General features: G+C 68.8%; 14 protein-coding genes. 10 read left to right on the top strand and 4 right to left on the bottom strand.

Annotation, left to right across the window (positions count from 1 at the left end):
• The first annotated feature begins 366 nt into the window (after positions 1-366).
• Entirely contained in the window at positions 367-1,104 is a 738-nt protein-coding gene (locus U5771_RS14680; protein WP_322024665.1) for a hypothetical protein, read from the top strand.
• A 52-nt stretch (positions 1,105-1,156) separates the two neighbouring features.
• Positions 1,157-1,528: a histidine kinase gene (locus tag U5771_RS14675; protein ID WP_322024648.1), complete on the top strand. Its 372-nt coding sequence runs from the start codon at positions 1,157-1,159 to the stop codon at positions 1,526-1,528.
• A gap of 201 nt (positions 1,529-1,729) precedes the next feature.
• Here U5771_RS14675 and U5771_RS14670 read toward each other — a convergent pair whose 3' ends face one another.
• A complete protein-coding gene (locus tag U5771_RS14670; protein WP_124660230.1) occupies positions 1,730-2,920 on the bottom strand; it encodes a helix-turn-helix transcriptional regulator in 1,191 nt (396 codons plus the stop codon).
• Positions 2,921-3,201: 281 nt separating this feature from the next.
• On the opposite strand from U5771_RS14670, the gene U5771_RS14665 reads away from it, so the two are divergent.
• The 5 genes from U5771_RS14665 to U5771_RS14645 all read left to right on the top strand — a co-directional run bounded on the left by U5771_RS14665 (position 3,202) and on the right by U5771_RS14645 (position 8,529).
• Entirely contained in the window at positions 3,202-4,140 is a 939-nt protein-coding gene (locus tag U5771_RS14665; RefSeq protein WP_322024647.1) for an alpha/beta hydrolase, read from the top strand.
• Positions 4,137-5,261, top strand: a complete 1,125-nt coding sequence (gene ribBA / locus U5771_RS14660; RefSeq protein ID WP_322024646.1) for a bifunctional 3,4-dihydroxy-2-butanone-4-phosphate synthase/GTP cyclohydrolase II — start codon at positions 4,137-4,139, stop codon at positions 5,259-5,261. The genes U5771_RS14665 and ribBA overlap by 4 nt, the downstream gene beginning before the upstream one ends.
• Before the next feature lie 171 nt (positions 5,262-5,432).
• A complete protein-coding gene (locus U5771_RS14655; RefSeq protein ID WP_322024645.1) occupies positions 5,433-5,846 on the top strand; it encodes a helix-turn-helix transcriptional regulator in 414 nt (137 codons plus the stop codon).
• A gap of 2 nt (positions 5,847-5,848) precedes the next feature.
• A complete protein-coding gene (locus U5771_RS14650; RefSeq protein WP_322024644.1) occupies positions 5,849-7,183 on the top strand; it encodes a type II toxin-antitoxin system HipA family toxin in 1,335 nt (444 codons plus the stop codon).
• Positions 7,184-7,293: 110 nt separating this feature from the next.
• Entirely contained in the window at positions 7,294-8,529 is a 1,236-nt protein-coding gene (locus U5771_RS14645) for an NADH:flavin oxidoreductase (RefSeq protein ID WP_322024643.1), read from the top strand.
• Positions 8,530-8,584: 55 nt separating this feature from the next.
• On the opposite strand, the gene U5771_RS14640 is transcribed toward U5771_RS14645, so the two are convergent.
• Positions 8,585-9,712 (bottom strand): 4-hydroxyphenylpyruvate dioxygenase family protein, encoded by a 1,128-nt coding sequence (locus U5771_RS14640; protein WP_322024642.1) that lies wholly within the window; start codon positions 9,710-9,712, stop codon positions 8,585-8,587.
• Positions 9,713-10,070: 358 nt separating this feature from the next.
• On the opposite strand from U5771_RS14640, the gene shiA reads away from it, so the two are divergent.
• The 3 genes from shiA to U5771_RS14625 all read left to right on the top strand — a co-directional run bounded on the left by shiA (position 10,071) and on the right by U5771_RS14625 (position 13,917).
• Positions 10,071-11,375, top strand: coding sequence for a shikimate transporter (gene shiA, locus U5771_RS14635; RefSeq protein WP_322024641.1), 1,305 nt, complete (start codon positions 10,071-10,073; stop codon positions 11,373-11,375).
• A 202-nt stretch (positions 11,376-11,577) separates the two neighbouring features.
• The gene (locus tag U5771_RS14630) at positions 11,578-12,879 is read left to right on the top strand and encodes a UDP-N-acetylglucosamine 1-carboxyvinyltransferase (RefSeq protein WP_322024640.1); all 1,302 of its coding nucleotides are present in this window, start codon (positions 11,578-11,580) and stop codon (positions 12,877-12,879) included.
• A gap of 267 nt (positions 12,880-13,146) precedes the next feature.
• Positions 13,147-13,917 carry an IclR family transcriptional regulator domain-containing protein gene (locus tag U5771_RS14625; RefSeq protein ID WP_322024639.1) on the top strand — a complete coding sequence of 257 codons (771 nt, stop codon included), beginning with the start codon at positions 13,147-13,149 and terminating at the stop codon, positions 13,915-13,917.
• A 24-nt stretch (positions 13,918-13,941) separates the two neighbouring features.
• Here U5771_RS14625 and U5771_RS14620 read toward each other — a convergent pair whose 3' ends face one another.
• Positions 13,942-16,242 (bottom strand): ATP-dependent DNA helicase, encoded by a 2,301-nt coding sequence (locus tag U5771_RS14620; RefSeq protein ID WP_322024638.1) that lies wholly within the window; start codon positions 16,240-16,242, stop codon positions 13,942-13,944.
• Entirely contained in the window at positions 16,239-17,933 is a 1,695-nt protein-coding gene (locus U5771_RS14615; RefSeq protein WP_322024637.1) for a VRR-NUC domain-containing protein, read from the bottom strand. The genes U5771_RS14620 and U5771_RS14615 overlap by 4 nt, the downstream gene beginning before the upstream one ends.
• Between the last annotated feature and the right edge of the window lie 30 nt (positions 17,934-17,963).

The following is a 17,963-nucleotide window of genomic DNA, read 5'->3' as shown; positions in this document are numbered from 1 at the left end:
TAATATAACGTAAACCGGCAAATATCCAATCGTTAAACTTTTGTGATTTGACATTATTTCTATAATGTCGAGATTCTTCGGGCGGGCCTCGTTATTTCCGAATGTGGCTCGCAGCCTCGCTGTCCCGCCGGCGTCTTGCGTCTCATCGTTCCGGCTGCGGCACAAATCCCGAAAGCGCCCCTCCCGGTCAGCATTCGCCATCCCGTAGCCGTCAAATCGCCCCACACGATAAGCATCCGTTAAGAATCCAGCCCGCATAGTGGCGCCCAGTCCTCGACCGAGGGCTCCGACCCGCGCCGCCCCGGATGACGGCGCCTCATCAAGGAGCGATCCGTGAATCCGCGCCCGCCCGCCGTATCGATGTCCCTGCTGAACAAGGTGCCCGCCGTCACCGCCGTGTTCTGGATCATCAAGATCCTGTCGACGACCGTCGGTGAAACCGGCGCCGACTATCTCGCCGTCCGCGCCGGCCTCGGCGTGCCGGTCACCGACGCGTTGATGGCCGCGCTGCTCGTCGGCGCGCTCGTGCTGCAGTTCCGCGCAAAAACCTGCGTGCCGTGTCTTTACTGGCTCAACGTGGTGCTGGTCAGCATCGTCGGCACGCAGATCACCGATGCGCTGACCGACGGGCTCGGCGTCAGCCTGTACGCGAGCACCGCCTGCTTCGCCGTCGCGCTTGCCGCCTTGTTCGCGGCCTGGTACCGGAGCGAGCGGACGTTGTCGATCGAGACCATCGTCACGACGCGTCGCGAAGCGTTCTACTGGGCCGCGATCCTGCTGACGTTCGCGCTCGGCACGGCCGCCGGCGATCTGGCGACCGAAGCGCTCGGTCTCGGGTTCCGGCTCGGCATCGTGTCGTTCGGCGCGGCGATCGCGCTGGTGGCCGTCTCGATGCGACTGGGCGCCAATCGCGTGCTCGCGTTCTGGCTCGCCTACATCCTCACGCGCCCGCTCGGCGCGTCGCTCGGCGATTTCCTGTCCCAGGCCCGCGAATACGGCGGCATCGGGCTGGGCGCCGCGACGACGAGCGCGGTGTTCCTGACGTCGATCGTGCTGCTGGTCGCATGCACGACGCTCGCCAACCGGATGGCGAGCACGCGATGACCGTCGCGTTGCCGTGTTGCACGCCCCCGTCCGACTCTCCAAAGGAAATGAAATGCGTAATCGAAAACTGATGCTCGCCGCCCTCGTCGCGGCACTCGCCGCAGGCCCCGTTTCTACCCTCCTCGTCGCGCCCGTCTACGCGGCAACCGCCGCGAAGCTGGGCGACCTGTCGGCGTTCCGCGGCATCGTGACGGACACCCGGAAACTCGTCGAAGCAGGCAATCTCGCCGGCGCGAAAACGCGCATCAAGGATCTCGAGACGAAATGGGACGATGCGGAGCCGTCGCTGAAGCCGCGCTCGGCCGCCGACTGGCATGTGATCGACAAGGCGATCGACCGTGCGCTGGCCGCGCTGCGCGCCGACAAGCCCGATGCCGCGGCATGCCGCCAATCGCTGGATGAGCTGCTCGCGCTGTTGAAATAACTGACGAGGCGACGAGCGCCCGGTCGGGCCGGACGCCCGATACCCGCCATCGGCCGCGCCCCAAACAAACGAGGCTCGCACCGCGCGAGCCTCCGGTTCATGGTGCCGCGATCGCCGCAACGCACACGTCGACCGCCGCCGATGTATCGGCAGACGAACGCGCGCGATATCGATGCGGCAACGTACGACGCGCCGCCCCGATCAACCCAGCGGCACCACGCTCCCGAGCAGGATCCGCACGAGCGTCGCCTGGCGCGTCACGCCGGTCTTCGAGAAGATCGCGCGCAGGTGCGTGCGTGCCGTGTTCTTGCTGATCCCCGATTCCTCCGCCGCCTCCTCCAGCGTCAGCCCGTTCGTCAGCAGCAGCGCGAGCGACGTCTCGGCGGGCGTCAGGTCGAACAGCTTGCGGATGATTTCCTGCGCGCCCTGCGGTTTGCGGTCGGGGTCGCGCAGGAACAGCGTGACGGCCGGCCGGCGCTTGTTGTCCTCCGACCAGTCGGACAGCAGCACGGTGCGCACCAGCAGCCCGAGGCGCGGCTTGTCGAAACCGCGCGTGATCGGCATCGCCTCGACGATCGCCGCGGCCGTGCCGTGGTGCCCCATCACCGCGTGGCGGATCAGCCGCTTGAGCGTGCGGTTCTCCTGCGCATCGGTCGCCTCGATCGTGCCGCGCGCAATCGTCAGACCGTTGTTCTGTTTCAGGATCTCGTCGGCGACACCGTTCATGTCGATGATCGTGCCGTTCTCGTCGAGCGTGATCGTGCCGATCTGCATCCGGTTGATCGCGTTCGCGTAGATCGACCGCTCGACCTCGGCCGTGTCGAGCCGCGAATGCAGCTCGACCGCGCGCTTCAGGTGCGGCAGCAGCAGCGCGCAGATCGCCTTGTCGCGCGCGGAGAACTGCTTCGACGCATGGTTGCGGCACACGCGGAACCGGCACTCGACGCCCGACGGCGTGCGCAGGTCCGCGCCCAGGATGTAGCGCACGTCCTGCGGCTTCAGGAACTGCTTGTACAGTTCGCTCGACAGCCAGCCCGTGTCGCCGAACACGTCGTCGACCGTGACCACGCGATCGGCCGGCAGGCCGACGAACGGGTCGAGCGAATAGTAGTAGTTGTTGTACGACGCCTCGCCGTCGCCCGGCACGACCGGACCGAATTCCGATGCATGCACGGACAGCGGCGCGCGACGGTCGCTCGCGGCCGCGCGCAGGATCAGCGTCACGTAGTTGGCCTGCAGCAGCCGGCGAACCATCTCGAGCGCGCCCGCCCATGGCGGCGTTTCCATCGGCCCCTGATAGATGCGCGCCATCAGCTCGCTGAAATCAGCGACGCCGATGTCGGCCTCCTCGCTCGTTGACTGGCTCTCTTGCGGGGCCCATCTCGTCTCCATCAGCACGCTCCATCCTCCATGCAACCTGTGTTCGGTGCGATTCATCCGCGCCGCCATGATTAAGACGCGTCTTAATTCCGGCGTCATCGGGACATTCACTGAATGGTGAGCTTTGGCCATCCGGACGCGCGAACCATCGTCCGATCGGATGATGTGGCGCCCTGCCCGCTGCGCTGGAATGCCCGTCAGGCCGTGCCGGCAAGCGTCCGGCGCGGGCTCAGGGAAAACCGCGACGCGGGTTTACCTGATTCAGACCGCATCCGATTCAGACAGGAGTTCCAATGCCGCTCGACCCTCAGGCGCAGGCGCTGCTCGCCGCGCTCGCCCAAGCGCCCGCGATCGATTTCGATCAACTGACCGTGCCCGCGTACCGCGCGAGCCTCGCCGGAGGCAGCGCGTTCGCGCCCGGCGACGCGATTGCCGCCGAAGAGGACTGGCAGATCCCGGCACCGGGCCGTCAGTTGTCCGCACGACTGTATCGGCCCCACGCCGACGGGCCATTGCCGCTGACCGTGTTTTTCCACGGCGGCGGCTTCGTCGCATGCGGCATCGATTCGCACGCGAATCTGTGCCGCAGCCTCGCCGGACGGGCGCGCACGCTCGTGCTGTCGGTCGATTACCGGCTTGCGCCCGAAGCGCGCTTCCCGGCGGCCGCGCAGGACGCCTGCGATGCCGTGCGCTGGGCTGCCGCCAGTGCGCGCGATCTCGACGTGCGCGCCGGAGCGATCGCCGTGGCGGGCGACAGCGCGGGCGGCAACCTCGCCGCGGTCGCCGCGCTGCAGCTGCGCGGGTCGGGCATCGCGATCGCGCACCAGTTGCTGCTGTATCCGGTCGTCGATTGCGCGACCGAGCATCCGTCGTACGAATCGCTCGGCGAAGGTTATTTCCTGACGGCGGACGCGATGCGCTGGTTCAAGCGCCAGTATTTCGACGACGGCGCCGACCGCACATCGCCGCTCGCGAGCCCGCTCGCCGTGGCGGACCTGTCGGGCGCGGCGCCGGCCACCGTCGTCAGCGCGGAATTCGATCCGTTGCGCGACGAGGCCGAAGCGTACGCACTGCGTCTCGCGCAGGCCGGCACGCCGGTGTCGCTCGTGCGCTGGCCGGGCCAGTTGCACGGCTTCGCGAGCATGCTCGGGGCGGTCGACGCGGCCGACCGTGTACTGACCTTCGGCGCCGACGCGCTGCGCCGCGCCTTCGACGCGACGGAGGCACGATGACGCTCGCCAGTACGCGGGAAATCGTCGCCGAGCTGCGTGCGGGACGGATGGTCCTGCTCGTCGACGAAGAGGATCGCGAAAACGAAGGCGACCTCGTGATCGCGGCCGATCACGTGACGCCCGAAGCGATCAACTTCATGGCGCGCTTCGGGCGCGGCCTGATCTGCCTGACGCTGACCGCCGAGCGCTGCGAGCAACTGCGTCTGCCGCCGATGGCCGATCGCAACGGCACACCGTTCGGCACCGCGTTCACCGTCAGCATCGAGGCGGCCGAAGGCGTGACGACCGGCATTTCCGCGGCAGATCGCGCGCGGACGATCCGTGCGGCGGTCCGCTCGGGCGCACGTCCCGACGATCTCGTGCAGCCCGGCCACGTGTTTCCGATCGCCGCGCGCCCGGGCGGCGTGCTGGTGCGCGCGGGGCACACCGAGGCCGGCTGCGATCTCGCGGCGCTCGCCGGGCTCACGCCCGCATCGGTGATCTGCGAGGTGATGAACGACGACGGCACGATGGCGCGACTGCCCGAGCTGAAGACGTTCGCCGCGCATCACGGCCTGAAGATCGGCACGATCGCGGACCTGATCCATTACCGCCGCGAGCACGAATCGCTGGTCGAACGCGTCGGCGAACGGCCGCTGCATACGCCGTGGGGCCGGTTCCGCGCGATCGAGTATCGCGACACCGTGCACGGTGCACCGCATCTCGCACTGGTGCGCGGCGAGCCCGACCCGTCGACACCCGTGCTGACGCGCGTGCACGAATGCCATTCGCTGCTCGACCTGCTCGACGCGGAGCCGTCCGCGCATTCGTGGCCGCTGCACGCGGCGCTGCAGCGGATCGATGCAGCCGGTTGCGGGGTCGCGGTGCTGCTCGACTGCGACATGCGCGGCGACGCGATGCGAACGCCCGCCGGCCATGCGCGCCGCGACGGTCGCGTGACGGGGATCGGATCGCAGATCCTGCGCGACCTCGGCGTGCGGCGGCTGAACGTGCTGTCGAGCCCGTTCCGGCTGCCGGCGCTGTCGGGGCACGACCTGGAAATCATGGCGTTCATCCCGCTCGGCGACGACGATCCGGAAAGCGCGCGCGCCGCCCATGCGAACCCGATGAAAGCAGCGTGATGCCGGGCTGACGGGCGCGCGCCGCGCGCCCTTGCCCGTCCCACGGGTGTCCGCCTGACAGGCTATCGTTTGTTTTTATTCAATACAGCCTTGGGTTTGTATTTTGACAATACATACCATAGACTGTATTTTTCGATTACAAGCGATCGCCTGTCATTTCGCGGAGAGCCCATGGCATTCCCAGTCCAGACCTTGAGCCAGTTGCGCCCGATCCTCGTCGGCTTCCGGAAGTCGGCGGGGCTCACGCAGGCGCAGCTCGCCGCCCGCCTCGGCGTGACGCAACAGTCGTACGCGCAGCTCGAAGCCAATCCGTCCACGGTCAGTATCGAACGGCTTTTCAAGGTGCTGAACGTGCTCGGCGTTCGCCTGGCGCTCGAGCCGCGCACACCGGACGACGCAGCGGCGCCCGACGACACCGCGCCGCCGCCCAAGCGCGCACCGGCCGCGCGCGGACGCTCGTCCGCTTCGTCCGATCTGCCGGTCCGCCCGCCGGCCGCCGCGCAGGCCCCATCCGCCACCGCGCGGAAACGGCCTGCCGCGGCCACGCCCGGCAAGCCTCGGGGCACCGGGCGGGAGGACTGGTGACGATGGCCCGCCGCCCTCGCCACGACCGCCTCGACCTGTGGATGAACGGCATCCCGGTCGGATACTGGGAAGTCCGGCGCGGCGTCGAGCGCCTCGTCTACCTGCCGGCGTGGGTCGACGATCCGCAAGGGCGTCCGCTGTCGCTGTCATTGCCGTTCACGCCCGGCAACCAGCCGCACCAGGGCGCGATCGTCGCCGACTACTTCGACAACCTGCTGCCGGACAGCCAGCCGATCCGCCGCCGCATCGCGCAGCGCTACCGGCTCGGGTCGACGGCGCCGTTCGAACTGCTGGCGTCGATCGGCCGAGATTGCGTCGGGGCGCTGCAGTTGTTGCCGCTGGACGAAACACCGGTCGACCTCGAATCGATCGACGGCTCCGCGCTCGACGATGCGGCCGTCGCCGAGGTGCTGCGCCACGCGACCGCCGCGCCGCTGCCCGGCCACGCGGAGCCCGAAGGCGAGCTGCGCCTGTCGATCGCCGGCGCGCAGGAAAAGACCGCGCTGCTGCACGACGGCAATCGCTGGCTGCTGCCGGCGGGCAGCACGCCGACCACGCATATCTTCAAGCTGCCGCTGGGCCGCGTAGGGAACATGCAGGCCGACATGCGCACCTCGGTCGAGAACGAATGGCTGTGCGCGAAGATCGTCGCGGCCTACGGCCTGCCCGTCGCCGCGTGCGACATCGGCCGGTTCGACGACCAGAAGGCGCTGATCGTCGAGCGCTTCGACCGCCGCCCGTCCCGCGACGGCACGTGGATCCTGCGGCTGCCGCAGGAGGACATGTGCCAGGCGACCGGCACGCCGTCGGGCGCCAAATACGAATCCGACGGCGGGCCCGGCATCGCGGCGATCATGGGCATCCTCGCGAATTCCGCCGATGCCGCGCGGGACCGGAAGAACTTCTTCGTCACGCAACTCGTGTTCTGGGTGCTCGCGGCCATCGACGGCCACGCGAAGAATTTCAGCATCGCGCACCTGCCGGGCAATACGTATCGCAGCACGCCGTTGTACGACGTGCTGTCCGCGCATCCGATCATCGGCACGCGCCGCAACCAGTTGCCGCCGCGGCGGGCCCGGCTCGCGATGGCCGTGTGCGGGAAGAATCGCCATTACGTGATCGGCGACATCCAGCCGCGTCACTGGATCGCGCAAGGCGCGCGTGTCGGCCTGACCGAACACGACGTGCGCGCGGCGATGGCCGATGTGGCGGCACGCACCGAACCGGTGATCGCCGACGTCGCGTCGCGCATTCCGGCGGATTTCCCGGCGGACGTGGCCGACGCGATCTTCGACGGGATGCGCCGCCAGGCGCGCAAGCTGGGCATGACCGGGTAGGCGGTGCGGGCGCGGGCACGCCGTCGACGGCGGGTCATCCACGTGGACGATGCGGCCCCGCGCCGACTCCGCACAATGGTCGCCGTACTCATTTCCGACGCCCGCCCGACATGGAAACCGCCGCCCTCGACACCGCGTTCAGCCCGCTGCAGATCGGCCCGCTGACGCTGCGCAACCGCCTGATCAAATCCGCGACCAACGAAGGGATGACGCCGAACGGCGTGCCGTCGCGTGCGCTCGTCGGGTTGCATGAACGCATCGCCGCAGGCGGCGCCGCGCTGACAACCGTCGCGTACTGTGCGGTCAGCGACGACGGCCGCACGTTCGTCGACCAGGCGCGGCTCGATGCGCCGACGGTCCGGCAATTCCGCGCGCTGACCGACGCGGTGCATCGCCACGGCGCGGCGGCGTCCGCGCAGATCACGCACGGCGGCTGCTTCACGTTCCTGCCGTCGCTGTCGACGAAACGGCCGTTGAGCGCGTCGGGCGGGTTCAACAAGGTCGGCGTGATGAGCGGCCGCTTCCTGAAGCAGGCGATGACGCGCGACCAGATGATCGTCATCGCCGACGAATTCGCGCGTGCGGCGCGCCATGCGCGCGACGCGGGCTTCGATGCGGTCGAGATCCACATGGGGCACGGCTATCTGCTGAGCCAGTTCCTGTCGCCGCTGTACAACCATCGCCGCGACGCGTACGGCGGCGATGCGGCACGCCGCGCGACGTTCCCCGTCGAGGTGCTGCGCCGCGTGCTCGATGCGGTCGGCCGCGATCTCGCCGTGGTCTGCAAGATCGGCGTGACCGAAGGCGTGCGCGGCGGCGGGACCGCCGACGACGCATGCGAGATCGCGCGGCGGCTCGAGGCCGAGGGCGCGCACCTGCTCGTGCTGAGCGGCGGAATGAACGTCGAGTCGGTATGGCAGCTGTTCGGCAGCCCGCTGCCCGGCGAGGCGCGCGCGAACGCCGACAACGCGATCGTGCGCGCCGCGATGGCGCTGCAGAAGCTCACCGAGCCGAAGATGGGCGCGTTCCGGGAGATGTATTTCCTCGAGCATTCGCGGCAGGTGCGAGCGGCCGTCCGGATGCCGCTCGCCTATCTCGGCGGCGTGCGCTCGCGCGAGAACGTCGCGCTGGCGATGCGAGAAGGATTCGACGCGGTGGCGCTCGCCCGCGCGCTCGTGTTCGAGCCGGGTTTCGTGAACGGGCTGCGCGACGGCCGGATCGAGCAGTCGGGCTGCACGTCATGCAACCGCTGCGTCGTGTCGATGTACACGCCGGGCGGTACCGCGTGCGCACTCAAGGCACCGAACGATCCGGCGCCGAACCGCGTGCCGGCCGCGGACGTGTGACGGACGCGTGAGGGCGTGCCGGATCTCGCCGCGGTCGCGGCCGTGCCCTTGCCGCTCAGCCGGCGTCGCGGGCGCGGGCCAGCGCCGCGAGGTTCCCTTCCCCGAATCCGTGGTGCCCCTGCCGCTGCACGATCTCGAAGAAGATCTCGCCGGGCCGGCGCTTGACGAAGGTCTGGAAGAACAGGCGCGGCACGCCGTCGCTGCCGATCTCGCCGTCGACCAGCACCGCGCGGCGGCGCAGCGCATCGAGATCGACGCCGTGCCCCGGCAGCCGCGCATCGACTTCGTCGTAATAGCGCGCCGGCGGCTCGATGAATTCGACCCCGTTCGCGCGCAGCGCATCGACGCTCGCCAGGATGTCGTCGGTCGCGAGCGCCACGTGCTGGACGCCTTCGCCCGGATGGTCCGGCAGATACGCGTGCATCAGTTCGGTGCGCCGCGTGCCTTCCTCGTAGACCGGAATCCGCACCGCGCCGCACGGCGACACCATCACGCGCGATTCTTCCGACACATGCCAGTGCGCGTCGATTTCGTGGATTTCGCGGAAGTGCAGCAGGTCGTGATAGAAGTCGAGCCACTCGCGCATGCGCCCCGCGCCGACCGTCTGCGTGAAGTGATCGACCTGCTGCAGGCCCGTGCCCACGCAATCGAGATCGGTATGCGCGGTCGCGATGTCGATCGGCCGGAAATCGATGTCGAAGATCGAGATGTCGCCGACGCCGCCGCGCTGGCCGTCCCGCCCGCGCCAGCGGTCGACGAAATAGAGGTGCGAATCGCCGATCCCCTGGATCGCGGGAATCTTCAGCTCGCCGACTCCGATCCGCTCGCCCTCGAACGCCCACGCGCCAAGCTCGATCGCACGCTCGAACGCGCGCCGTGCGCTGGCCACGCGCAGCCCGATCGCGCAGACGCCCGTTCCGTATTCCTCTGCATAGCGCGCAGCAAACGAATCGGGCTCGGCGTTGATCAGGAACTGCATCTGCCCTTGCCGGTAGAGCGTGACGTTCTTGCTGACATGGCGCGCGATCGCCTTGAACCCGAGCTGCTCGAAACGTTGCGCGAGCGCGTCCGGCACCGGCGCCGCGAACTCGACGAACTCGAGTCCGGCCATCCCGAGCGGATTGGCGGCCGGATCGGCAACGGGCGGCGTATCGCTGGACAGGGGGTGGGAATTGCCGGGCATTGCAGTCTCCGGGGGCATGCGGTCGATGGGGATGACGCCCGGCGCGTGCGGCACGGCCAGCCGATGGGGTGGCCGGGCGTCCGCCCGATCCGGGCGAGGTTTTGATGGTCCAGATTTTAACCAGATCGTTCACGGCGGCACACCCTGGCCGAACGGGATATGGGTGTCTCCGCCTAGTGCAAACCCGGAAAGCGTTCGATAATCGCACTCAACTGAACGATAATCGCGCATTTTGACCGATCGGCCAATTGCCGTCGCGCGGCGCGCGCCCTATCCTCCGTTCACCCATCGACTTCAATGCAGCATCGGACGCGGCGCCGCCACGATTCCACGATGCGCCGTGCCAGGAGACTTCGCCATGACCCCAACCTTCGACACCCTCGACGCCGCCGCCGGCGCCCGCGCGCGCAGCCAGGCCCGCAAGGCCGCGATCGGCAGCTTTGTCGGCGCCGTCGTCGACTGGTACGACTTCCTGCTGTACGGGATCGTCGCCGCCCTCGTCTTCAATTCCGAATTCTTCCCGAAGGTCAGCCCGACCATGGGCACGCTCGCGGCGTTCGCGACTTTCGGCGTCGGCTTCCTGTTCCGGCCGCTCGGTGGCGTCGTGTTCGGCCATTACGGCGACCGGCTCGGCCGCAAGCGGATGCTGGTACTGACCGTGATGCTGATGGGGCTGTCGACCGTCGCGATCGGCCTGCTGCCGAGCTTCGCGACGATCGGCTGGTGGGCGCCCGTGCTGCTGGTGCTGATGCGTGCGATCCAGGGCTTCGCGGTCGGCGGCGAATGGGGCGGCGCGGCGCTGATGGCCGTCGAGAGCGCGCCCAAGCAGAAGAAGGCGTTCTACAGCAGCGGCGTGCAGGTGGGCTATGGCGTCGGGCTCGTGCTGGCGACCGGGATCGTGTCGATCCTGAGCCATACGCTCGGCGAGGCCGCGTTCAAGTCGTGGGGCTGGCGCCTGCCGTTCGTGTTCAGCATCGTGCTGGTGCTGATCGGGCTGTGGGTCCGCAAGAGCATGGACGAGTCGCAGGAGTTCGTCGAGAAGGTCGAGCACGGCAACCGCAAGCTGCGCCTGCCGGTGCTGGAGGCGCTGACGCGTCATCCCAAGGCGTTCCTGCTGATCGTCGCGCTGCGGCTCGCCGAACTGTTCACGATGTATATCGTCACCGCGTTCGCGCTCAGCTATTCGACGTCGAACCTCGGCATGTCGCGCGACCTGTTCCTGAACATCGGCCTGCTGGTCGGTGCGGTGAGCTGCGTGACGATCCCGTGCTTCGCGTGGCTGGCCGACCGCTTCGGGCTGCGCCGCATCTACCTGATCGGCGCGCTGATCGGTCTCGCGTCGGCCGTGCCGTTCTTCGTCGCGCTGGAGTCGCGCTCGATCGCGTGGATCGTGGTCTTCTCGATCCTGCTGGCGAATGCCGCGCACGACATGGTCGTGAGCGTCCAGCAGCCGCTCTTCACCGAGTTGTTCGGTGCGGAATACCGCTACAGCGGCGCGGGCGTCGGCTACCAGTTCGCGAGCGTCGTCGGCGGCGGGTTCACGCCGTTCATCGCGGTGGCGCTGGTCAGCCTGGCCGGCGGTTCGTGGCACCTCGTCGCCGGCTATCTCGCGGTGGGCTGCCTGATCTCGCTGGTGGTCGCCGCGCGGATGCGGGCGGCGTAGTGACGGAGTGAGACGGGTTGACCGGATGGCCGGCCGTGATGCGACGCGCCGGCCATTTCAGCCGGGCGGGCCCGCCCCGCCCAACGTCAAACACGGTCAATCCCGCGCACAGAAGGCCTTTTTCCCCTCTGAACATTCCACGCCACCCGCCGACCAATGGCATCATATGGGCCTACGTCAGTCACCGATACGCCCCCATATCATGTCGAATCTCATCGTCCACGGCGGCACTCCGCTGCGCGGGGACATCAAGCCGTCCGCGAACAAGAACGCCGTCCTGCCGATCCTGTGCGCCACCCTGTTGACCGATCAGCCGCTGCGCCTCGTCGGCGTGCCGGACATCACCGACGTGCGCAAGATCCTCGACATCTTCCGCACGCTCGGCAGCGACGTGTCGGTCGACTTCACGACAGGCATTCTCGAGCTCCACCATCGCAACACGACGTTCGACCCGGCCGTTCACCGCCTGCCCGAGGCGATGCGCTCGTCGATCATGCTGATTCCGCCGTTGCTCGCGCGCTTCGGCGTCGCACGCCTCGAGAACGACGTGAAGGGCTGCACGCTCGGCGTGCGCGAAATCGATCCGCACGTCGAAGTGTTCGAGCGCTTCGGCGCGCACATCCAGCGCACGCCCGATTCGCTGATCGTCCGTGCCGACGGCCCGCTGACGGCCAACGATCACTGGCTCGACTACGCATCGGTGACGACCACCGAAAACTTCGCGCTGTGCGCGACGGCAGCCGGCGGCACGTCCACGCTGATGAATGCGGCGTCCGAGCCGCACGTGCAGGAGTTCTGCCAGTTCCTCGCAATGATCGGCGTCGCGATCGAAGGCATCGGCACGTCGCGCCTGTGCGTGACGGGCGGCGGCAAGCTCGGCGGCGGCGAATTCCGCTTCGCCGAGGATTTCCACGAAATCGCGACGTTCCTCGCACTCGGCGCGATCACGGGCGGCGACATCACGGTGCGCAACTCGTCGCCGGAGCATTTCCCGCTGATCGACCGCACGTTCGCGAAGTTCGGCGTGACCGTCACGCACCGCGACGGCTGGTCCCGCGCCGAACGCGACGGCCCGCTGCGGGTGCGCCGGCCGTTCACGCAGAACATCCTGACCAAGGTCGAAGCCGCGCCGTGGCCGTACCTGCCGGTCGACCTGCTGCCGATCTTCATCGCGCTCGGCGTGCGCGCGGAAGGCAGCGCGATGTTCTGGAACAAGGTGTACGACGGCGCGCTCGGCTGGTCCGGCGAACTGTCGAAGTTCGGCGCGCACGTGCTGCTGTCCGATCCGCATCGCCTGATCACGTTCGGCGGGCTGCCGCTGACGCCGGCGCGCGTCGAGAGCCCGTACATCATCCGCGTCGCGATCGCGCTGCTGATGGTGGCCGCGAGCATCGAAGGCCGCTCGGAAATCATGAACGCGCTGCCGATTCGCCGCGCGCACCCGCATTTCGTCGAAAACCTGCGTTCGGTCGGCGCGAACGTCGAGTGGACGAGCAGCGAGTAACGTCGTTCCGGAGGCGGCGCGGATGATGTTCGCGCCGCCGTATCCCGTCTCCCCCGCATTTGCCCGGCGCCTGCGACAGGCCGCCGGTCAACCCTCGCACACGACGGCAGCCGCCATCGGTCCTTGCCGGCCGCACCGTCGTCGCCCGGCACATCCCCCTCCTCGTGACCCACGGCACGCCCGTCGATCGTCTTCGCACCGTTTTCGATCTGCGCGATAATCGCCCACTCCTGCGCGCATACCGCGCATCCACCCGTGCCCACGACGATGAAAAAGCCCGACCTCGACCGACGCGACTGGATTGCCGGCCTCGAAAAAGGCCTGATGATCCTCGAGGCATTCGACAGCCAGCACGCGCGGATGACGCCCACCCAGGCCGCCGCCCGCACCGGCCTCACGCGCACGGCCGCACGGCGCTACCTGCTGACGCTCGAATCGCTCGGCTACGTGTACACCGACGGCAAGCTGTACGGCCTCACGCCGCGCGTGCTGCGGGTCGGCTGGTCGTACTTCGATTCGGCGCGCCTGCCGCGCACGGTCCAGCCGTATCTGCAGCAACTGAGCGCGTCGCTGAACGAATCGGCGTACGTGAGCGTGCTCGACGGCTGGGAACTCGTGTTCATCGCCCGCAACGGCGTGTCCCGCGTGATGACGACGGGCTTCGTGCTCGGCGCGCGCGTGCCGGCCCCGCTGACGTCGCCGGGCGTCGTGCTGCTCGCGCATCATCCGGATCGCGAGGCCGTCCGCGCGTGGCTCGACGACACCGAACTCGCGCCGTTCACGCCGCACACGATCACCAACAAGCCACGCCTGCTCGAACAGGTCGATCACGCGCGCGACGCGGGCTTCGCGGTGATCGAGCAGCAACTGCAGGTCGGCGTGCGCGGCATCGCGGTGCCGCTGAAGAACCGTCACGGCGAAGTCGTCGCCGCGCTGAGCACGAACATGCCGATCGGCGCGGAGACGACCGACGCGGCCGTGCGGCGCGTGCTGCCGCATCTGCAGGAAGCCGCGCTGGCGATGCTCAACGTGCTGTAGAAACGCGCCCGACGGACCTCGTCCTCACCCGATCCGCCACCACCGCGGCAACAGATCGCGCACCTCGCGCCGCCGGTAACGATCGTCGATCAGATGCACGACGCCTTCGTCGTGTTCGGTGCGGATCACGCGCCCGGCCGCCTGCACGACCTTCTGCAAACCCGGGTACAGATACATGTAGTCGTACCCGTTGCCGAAACGCGCATCCATCGCGCGCCGCATCTGTTCGTTGACGTCGTTGACCTGCGGCAGCCCGAGCGTCGCGATGAACGCGCCGATCAGCCGCTCGCCGACCAGATCCACGCCTTCCGAGAACGCACCGCCCAGCACCGCGAAGCCGACCCCGCGCCCGCCCGCGTCGAAGCGCGCGAGAAACGCGTCGCGCTCGCTTTCGGCCATGCCGGGCGCCTGGGCCCACACGGGCACGTCCGGGTGGCGCGCCTGCATCAGCGCGACGACGCGTCCGAGATAGTCGAAGCTGCTGAGAAAACCGAGGTAGTTGCCGGGCCGCGCCGCATACTGCGCGGCGATCAGGTCCGCGATCGGTTCGAGCGAACGGTCGCGGTCGCGCCAGCGCGTCGAGACATGGCTCGCGACGCGCACGGTCAGTTGCTCGGCGCGGAACGGCCCGTCGACGTCGAGCCAGCCGGTATCGGCCGGCAACCCGAGCGTGTCGCGATAGAAATGAAACGGGCTCAGCGTGCCGGAAAACAGCACGGTCGCGCGCGCGGCTTCGTAGCGCGGCGCGAGAAAGCCGGCCGGGATCACGTTGCGCACGCACAGCGTCGACTGCATGCGGCGCCGGCGCCCGGCCGGCGCCACGCCGTCGAGCCCCGACTGGCGCGGCAGCGGCTCGCCGTGCAGCGTCGCGTCGAAGATCGACGCGCTGTCGAACGCGTCGGCGAGCACGCCGAACTGGATCGCCTCGAAATGAAAGCGCAGCAGCGCGTCGCCGTTCGCGCGCGGCGCATCGGTCAGGTGTTCACCGATCGCCGCGACGAGGTTCTGCACCGCCGACACGATCGGCCCCGGAATCTCGGGGTACGCCACATAGCGCTCGGCCTGTGCGCGATTGAGCGTGCCCCACGCGCGCCCGAGCCGGTCGAACGCCTTGCGCAATGCCGCAGGCGCCGCCTCGCGCGCGGCCGCGAACGCGAACGGGTCGAGCGATGCGCTGTACATCTTGCGGGCGCGATCGAGCAGGTTGTGCGCCTCGTCGACGAGCACGCCGACGCGCCACTGATTCTGCTGCGCGAGCGTATGCAGCATCGCGCTGCCGTCGTAGTAGTAGTTGTAGTCGCCGATCATCATGTCCGACCAGCGCGCGAGTTCCTGCGACAGGTAGTACGGACAGACGTCGTGTGCGAGCGCGGCCGTGCGCACGGTATCGCGATCGAGCAGACCGGCCTCGATTGCCGTATCGCGCGCGGCCGGCAGCCGGTCGTAGAAACCTTTCGCGAGCGGGCACGATTCGCCATGGCACGCGCGGTCCGGATGCTCGCACGCCTTGTCGCGTGCGACGAGTTCCAGCACGCGCAGCGGCAGCGCGGTCGTGCCGGCACCGAGCGTCGTCGCCGCTTCCAGCGCGAGCGCACGGCCGGGCGTCTTCGCGGTCAGGAAGAACACGTGATCGAGCTCGCCCTCGCCGCACGCCTTCAGCAGCGGGAACACCGTGCCGACCGTCTTGCCGATGCCGGTCGGCGCTTGCGCCATCAGGCAGCGTTCGTCGCGCGCCGCGCGATAGACCGAGACCGCCAGCTCGCGCTGACCGCTGCGGAACTGCCCGTGCGGAAACGTCAGCGCACGCAGCGCCGCATCGCGGGCCGCGCGATGCGCGGTCTCGCGCTCGGCCCAGCCGACGAAGCACGCGCATTGCTCGGCGAAGAACGCGGCGAGCGCGCTTGCGCTCAGCGTCTCGGTCAGCACGGTCTCACGCTCCGACACGATGTCGAAATACACGAGCGCGACGTCGATTTCCGCGAGGCCGCGCGCGTCGCACATCAGGTGCGCATAGACCTTCGCCTGCGCCCAGTGCAGCGCGCGATGATTGGCCGGCATCGCGTCGAGGCTGCCGCGATAGGTCTTGATCTCCTCGAGCCGGTTGGCGACGGGATCGTAACCGTCGGCGCGCCCGCGCACGGTGAGCGTGTCCCACGTGCCGGTCAGCGCGATCTCGGTTTCGTAGCGCGCGCCGCGCTTCGACGTGACGGCACCGTGACCGGCAATGCCTTCGAGCGCGGTCGGCGCGGGCGTGAAGCGCAGGTCGAGATCGCCGCGCCGCGCGGTGAACTCGCACATCGCCCGCACCGCGACGACATAGCTCATGCGGACAGCCCCGCCGCTTCGGCCTGCGCGACACCGGCGCCGGCCCACTCGACATCCACGACGCGCACCGGCATGCCGTGCGCGATGCAGTACGCGAGCCAGCGCGTCTGGTTGTCCTGCAGCCGGTCGCCGGGGCCCTTCACCTCGATCAGTTCATAGCGCCGCTCGCCGGGCCAGAAACGGACGAGATCGGGCAGCCCCGAGCGGTTGCCGCGGATATCCGCGAGCAGGCGTGTGAACCACAACCGCAGGTGCTCGGGCGGCAGGCAGGCCAGCGCCTCGTCGAGCAGTGTGTCGGTCAGCACGCCCCAGAACACGAACGGCGATTGCAGCCCCATCTTCGTCGCGTAGTGCCGGCGGATCGTGTCGCGGTACGCGCCCGAATCGAGTTGCGCGAAACAGGCGGCGAACGCGTCGGTGCGGCGCACCGCGAAATCGGGTGCGTGCAGGTCGGCCGGGCCGCGCTGGAACGGGTGAAAGAACGCGCCGGGCACGGCCGCGAACACGGGCTCCCAGCACAGCAGCCCGAACAGCGAATTGATCAGCGTGTTCTCGACGTAGTGAACCGGCGCATCGGGCCGGGCAAGATGGTCGCGCACCGCAAATTCGACACTGACGAACGCGTCGGGGCGCGCCAGCACGAGCGTTTCGCGCGGCACGTCAGGCGCGCTGCCCGCGCGTTCGACCCGCTGCCCGAGACGGCGCTGCAGGCGCGGCAGCATCCGCTCGACGCGCTGGCGTTCTTCGTCGCTTTCGAAGCCGCCGCGCGCATCGAGCGCCAGCGCGAGCGCATCGTCGTCGCGTCCGCAGCGTTCGAGCACGCGAATGCGCCGGTGCCGGCTGCCCGGCCACGCGCTGCGCGCATACGCGTCGAGCGCGGCGGTCCAGTCGGCGCGGCGTTCGCAGGTCTGGCCGAGCGTGAACAGCAGCTTCGCGCGACGCGTCGCGAGCCACGGCTGCGCGCAGCCGACCGCGTCGATCGCCTGCAGCAGATCGTCGAACGGCAGGTCGTCGGGCCACGCATCCAGTGCTTCGCGGCAGGTCTGCAGCGCGAGATACGTATCGACGTCGTCGCGCTGCTGGAACGCGCGCGACGACGGCGCGAACGGCACGCTTTCATACTGGAACACGCCGAGATCGGCCAGCACGAATTCGCTCCAGTCGTGATGAAGATTGCCGAAGAACATCAGCCGCAGCCGGTCGCACAACGCGCCGACCGTCACGCGCAGCACGCGATCGTCGGCCTGCGCGCACCACGCGTCGAGCGGTTGCGCGACGTCGTGCGCGGGGCGCAACCGTTCGAGCCACTCGGGCTTGCGCTCACCCGCGTGCGCGGCGAGTGACGGGAACACCGTCAGCAGGTCGGCCTTGGTCGACAGCGCGAACAGTTCGTCGAGCGTGAGCGCGGGTGCCGGATCGACCCAGCCGAGTTCGACGAGCGGCGCGGCCGCGTCGAGCGTGCAGCCGATTTCGTCGTACACGAGCTTGCTCGCGCGGAACTCGGTGCCGCTGCGCATCAGCATCCGCACGAGCAACGCACGCGACGCTTTCGGCAGTTGCGCGAAATGCGCGAGAAACGCGTGTTCGCTCGCGTCGAACAGGTCGTCGTAACGCTCGCCGAGCCAGGCCAGCGCGCGTTCGAAATTGGTCAGGTAGTAAAACGCCGGGGGCGTCGGCGATGCAGGCGTCACGGGGATTGATCACTGTACGTTTGTACAGGT

This window comes from Burkholderia sp. BCC1977 (assembly GCF_905339595.1).
Taxonomy (GTDB): domain Bacteria; phylum Pseudomonadota; class Gammaproteobacteria; order Burkholderiales; family Burkholderiaceae; genus Burkholderia.
The sequence above is the reverse complement of the archived record's forward strand: the minus strand, read 5'-3'. Positions and strand labels throughout refer to the sequence as shown.

What these genes read in the sequence shown, in the direction of transcription:
- U5771_RS14675 (WP_322024648.1), top strand. Translation starts at nt 1,157, where the DNA reads ATGCGTAATCGAAAACTGATGCTCGCCGCCCTCGTCGCGGCACTCGCC.
- U5771_RS14670 (WP_124660230.1), bottom strand. Translation starts at nt 2,920, where the DNA reads ATGGAGACGAGATGGGCCCCGCAAGAGAGCCAGTCAACGAGCGAGGAG.
- U5771_RS14665 (WP_322024647.1), top strand. Translation starts at nt 3,202, where the DNA reads ATGCCGCTCGACCCTCAGGCGCAGGCGCTGCTCGCCGCGCTCGCCCAA.
- ribBA (WP_322024646.1), top strand. Translation starts at nt 4,137, where the DNA reads ATGACGCTCGCCAGTACGCGGGAAATCGTCGCCGAGCTGCGTGCGGGA.
- U5771_RS14655 (WP_322024645.1), top strand. Translation starts at nt 5,433, where the DNA reads ATGGCATTCCCAGTCCAGACCTTGAGCCAGTTGCGCCCGATCCTCGTC.
- U5771_RS14650 (WP_322024644.1), top strand. Translation starts at nt 5,849, where the DNA reads ATGGCCCGCCGCCCTCGCCACGACCGCCTCGACCTGTGGATGAACGGC.
- U5771_RS14645 (WP_322024643.1), top strand. Translation starts at nt 7,294, where the DNA reads ATGGAAACCGCCGCCCTCGACACCGCGTTCAGCCCGCTGCAGATCGGC.
- U5771_RS14640 (WP_322024642.1), bottom strand. Translation starts at nt 9,712, where the DNA reads ATGCCCGGCAATTCCCACCCCCTGTCCAGCGATACGCCGCCCGTTGCC.
- shiA (WP_322024641.1), top strand. Translation starts at nt 10,071, where the DNA reads ATGACCCCAACCTTCGACACCCTCGACGCCGCCGCCGGCGCCCGCGCG.
- U5771_RS14630 (WP_322024640.1), top strand. Translation starts at nt 11,578, where the DNA reads ATGTCGAATCTCATCGTCCACGGCGGCACTCCGCTGCGCGGGGACATC.
- U5771_RS14625 (WP_322024639.1), top strand. Translation starts at nt 13,147, where the DNA reads ATGAAAAAGCCCGACCTCGACCGACGCGACTGGATTGCCGGCCTCGAA.
- U5771_RS14620 (WP_322024638.1), bottom strand. Translation starts at nt 16,242, where the DNA reads ATGAGCTATGTCGTCGCGGTGCGGGCGATGTGCGAGTTCACCGCGCGG.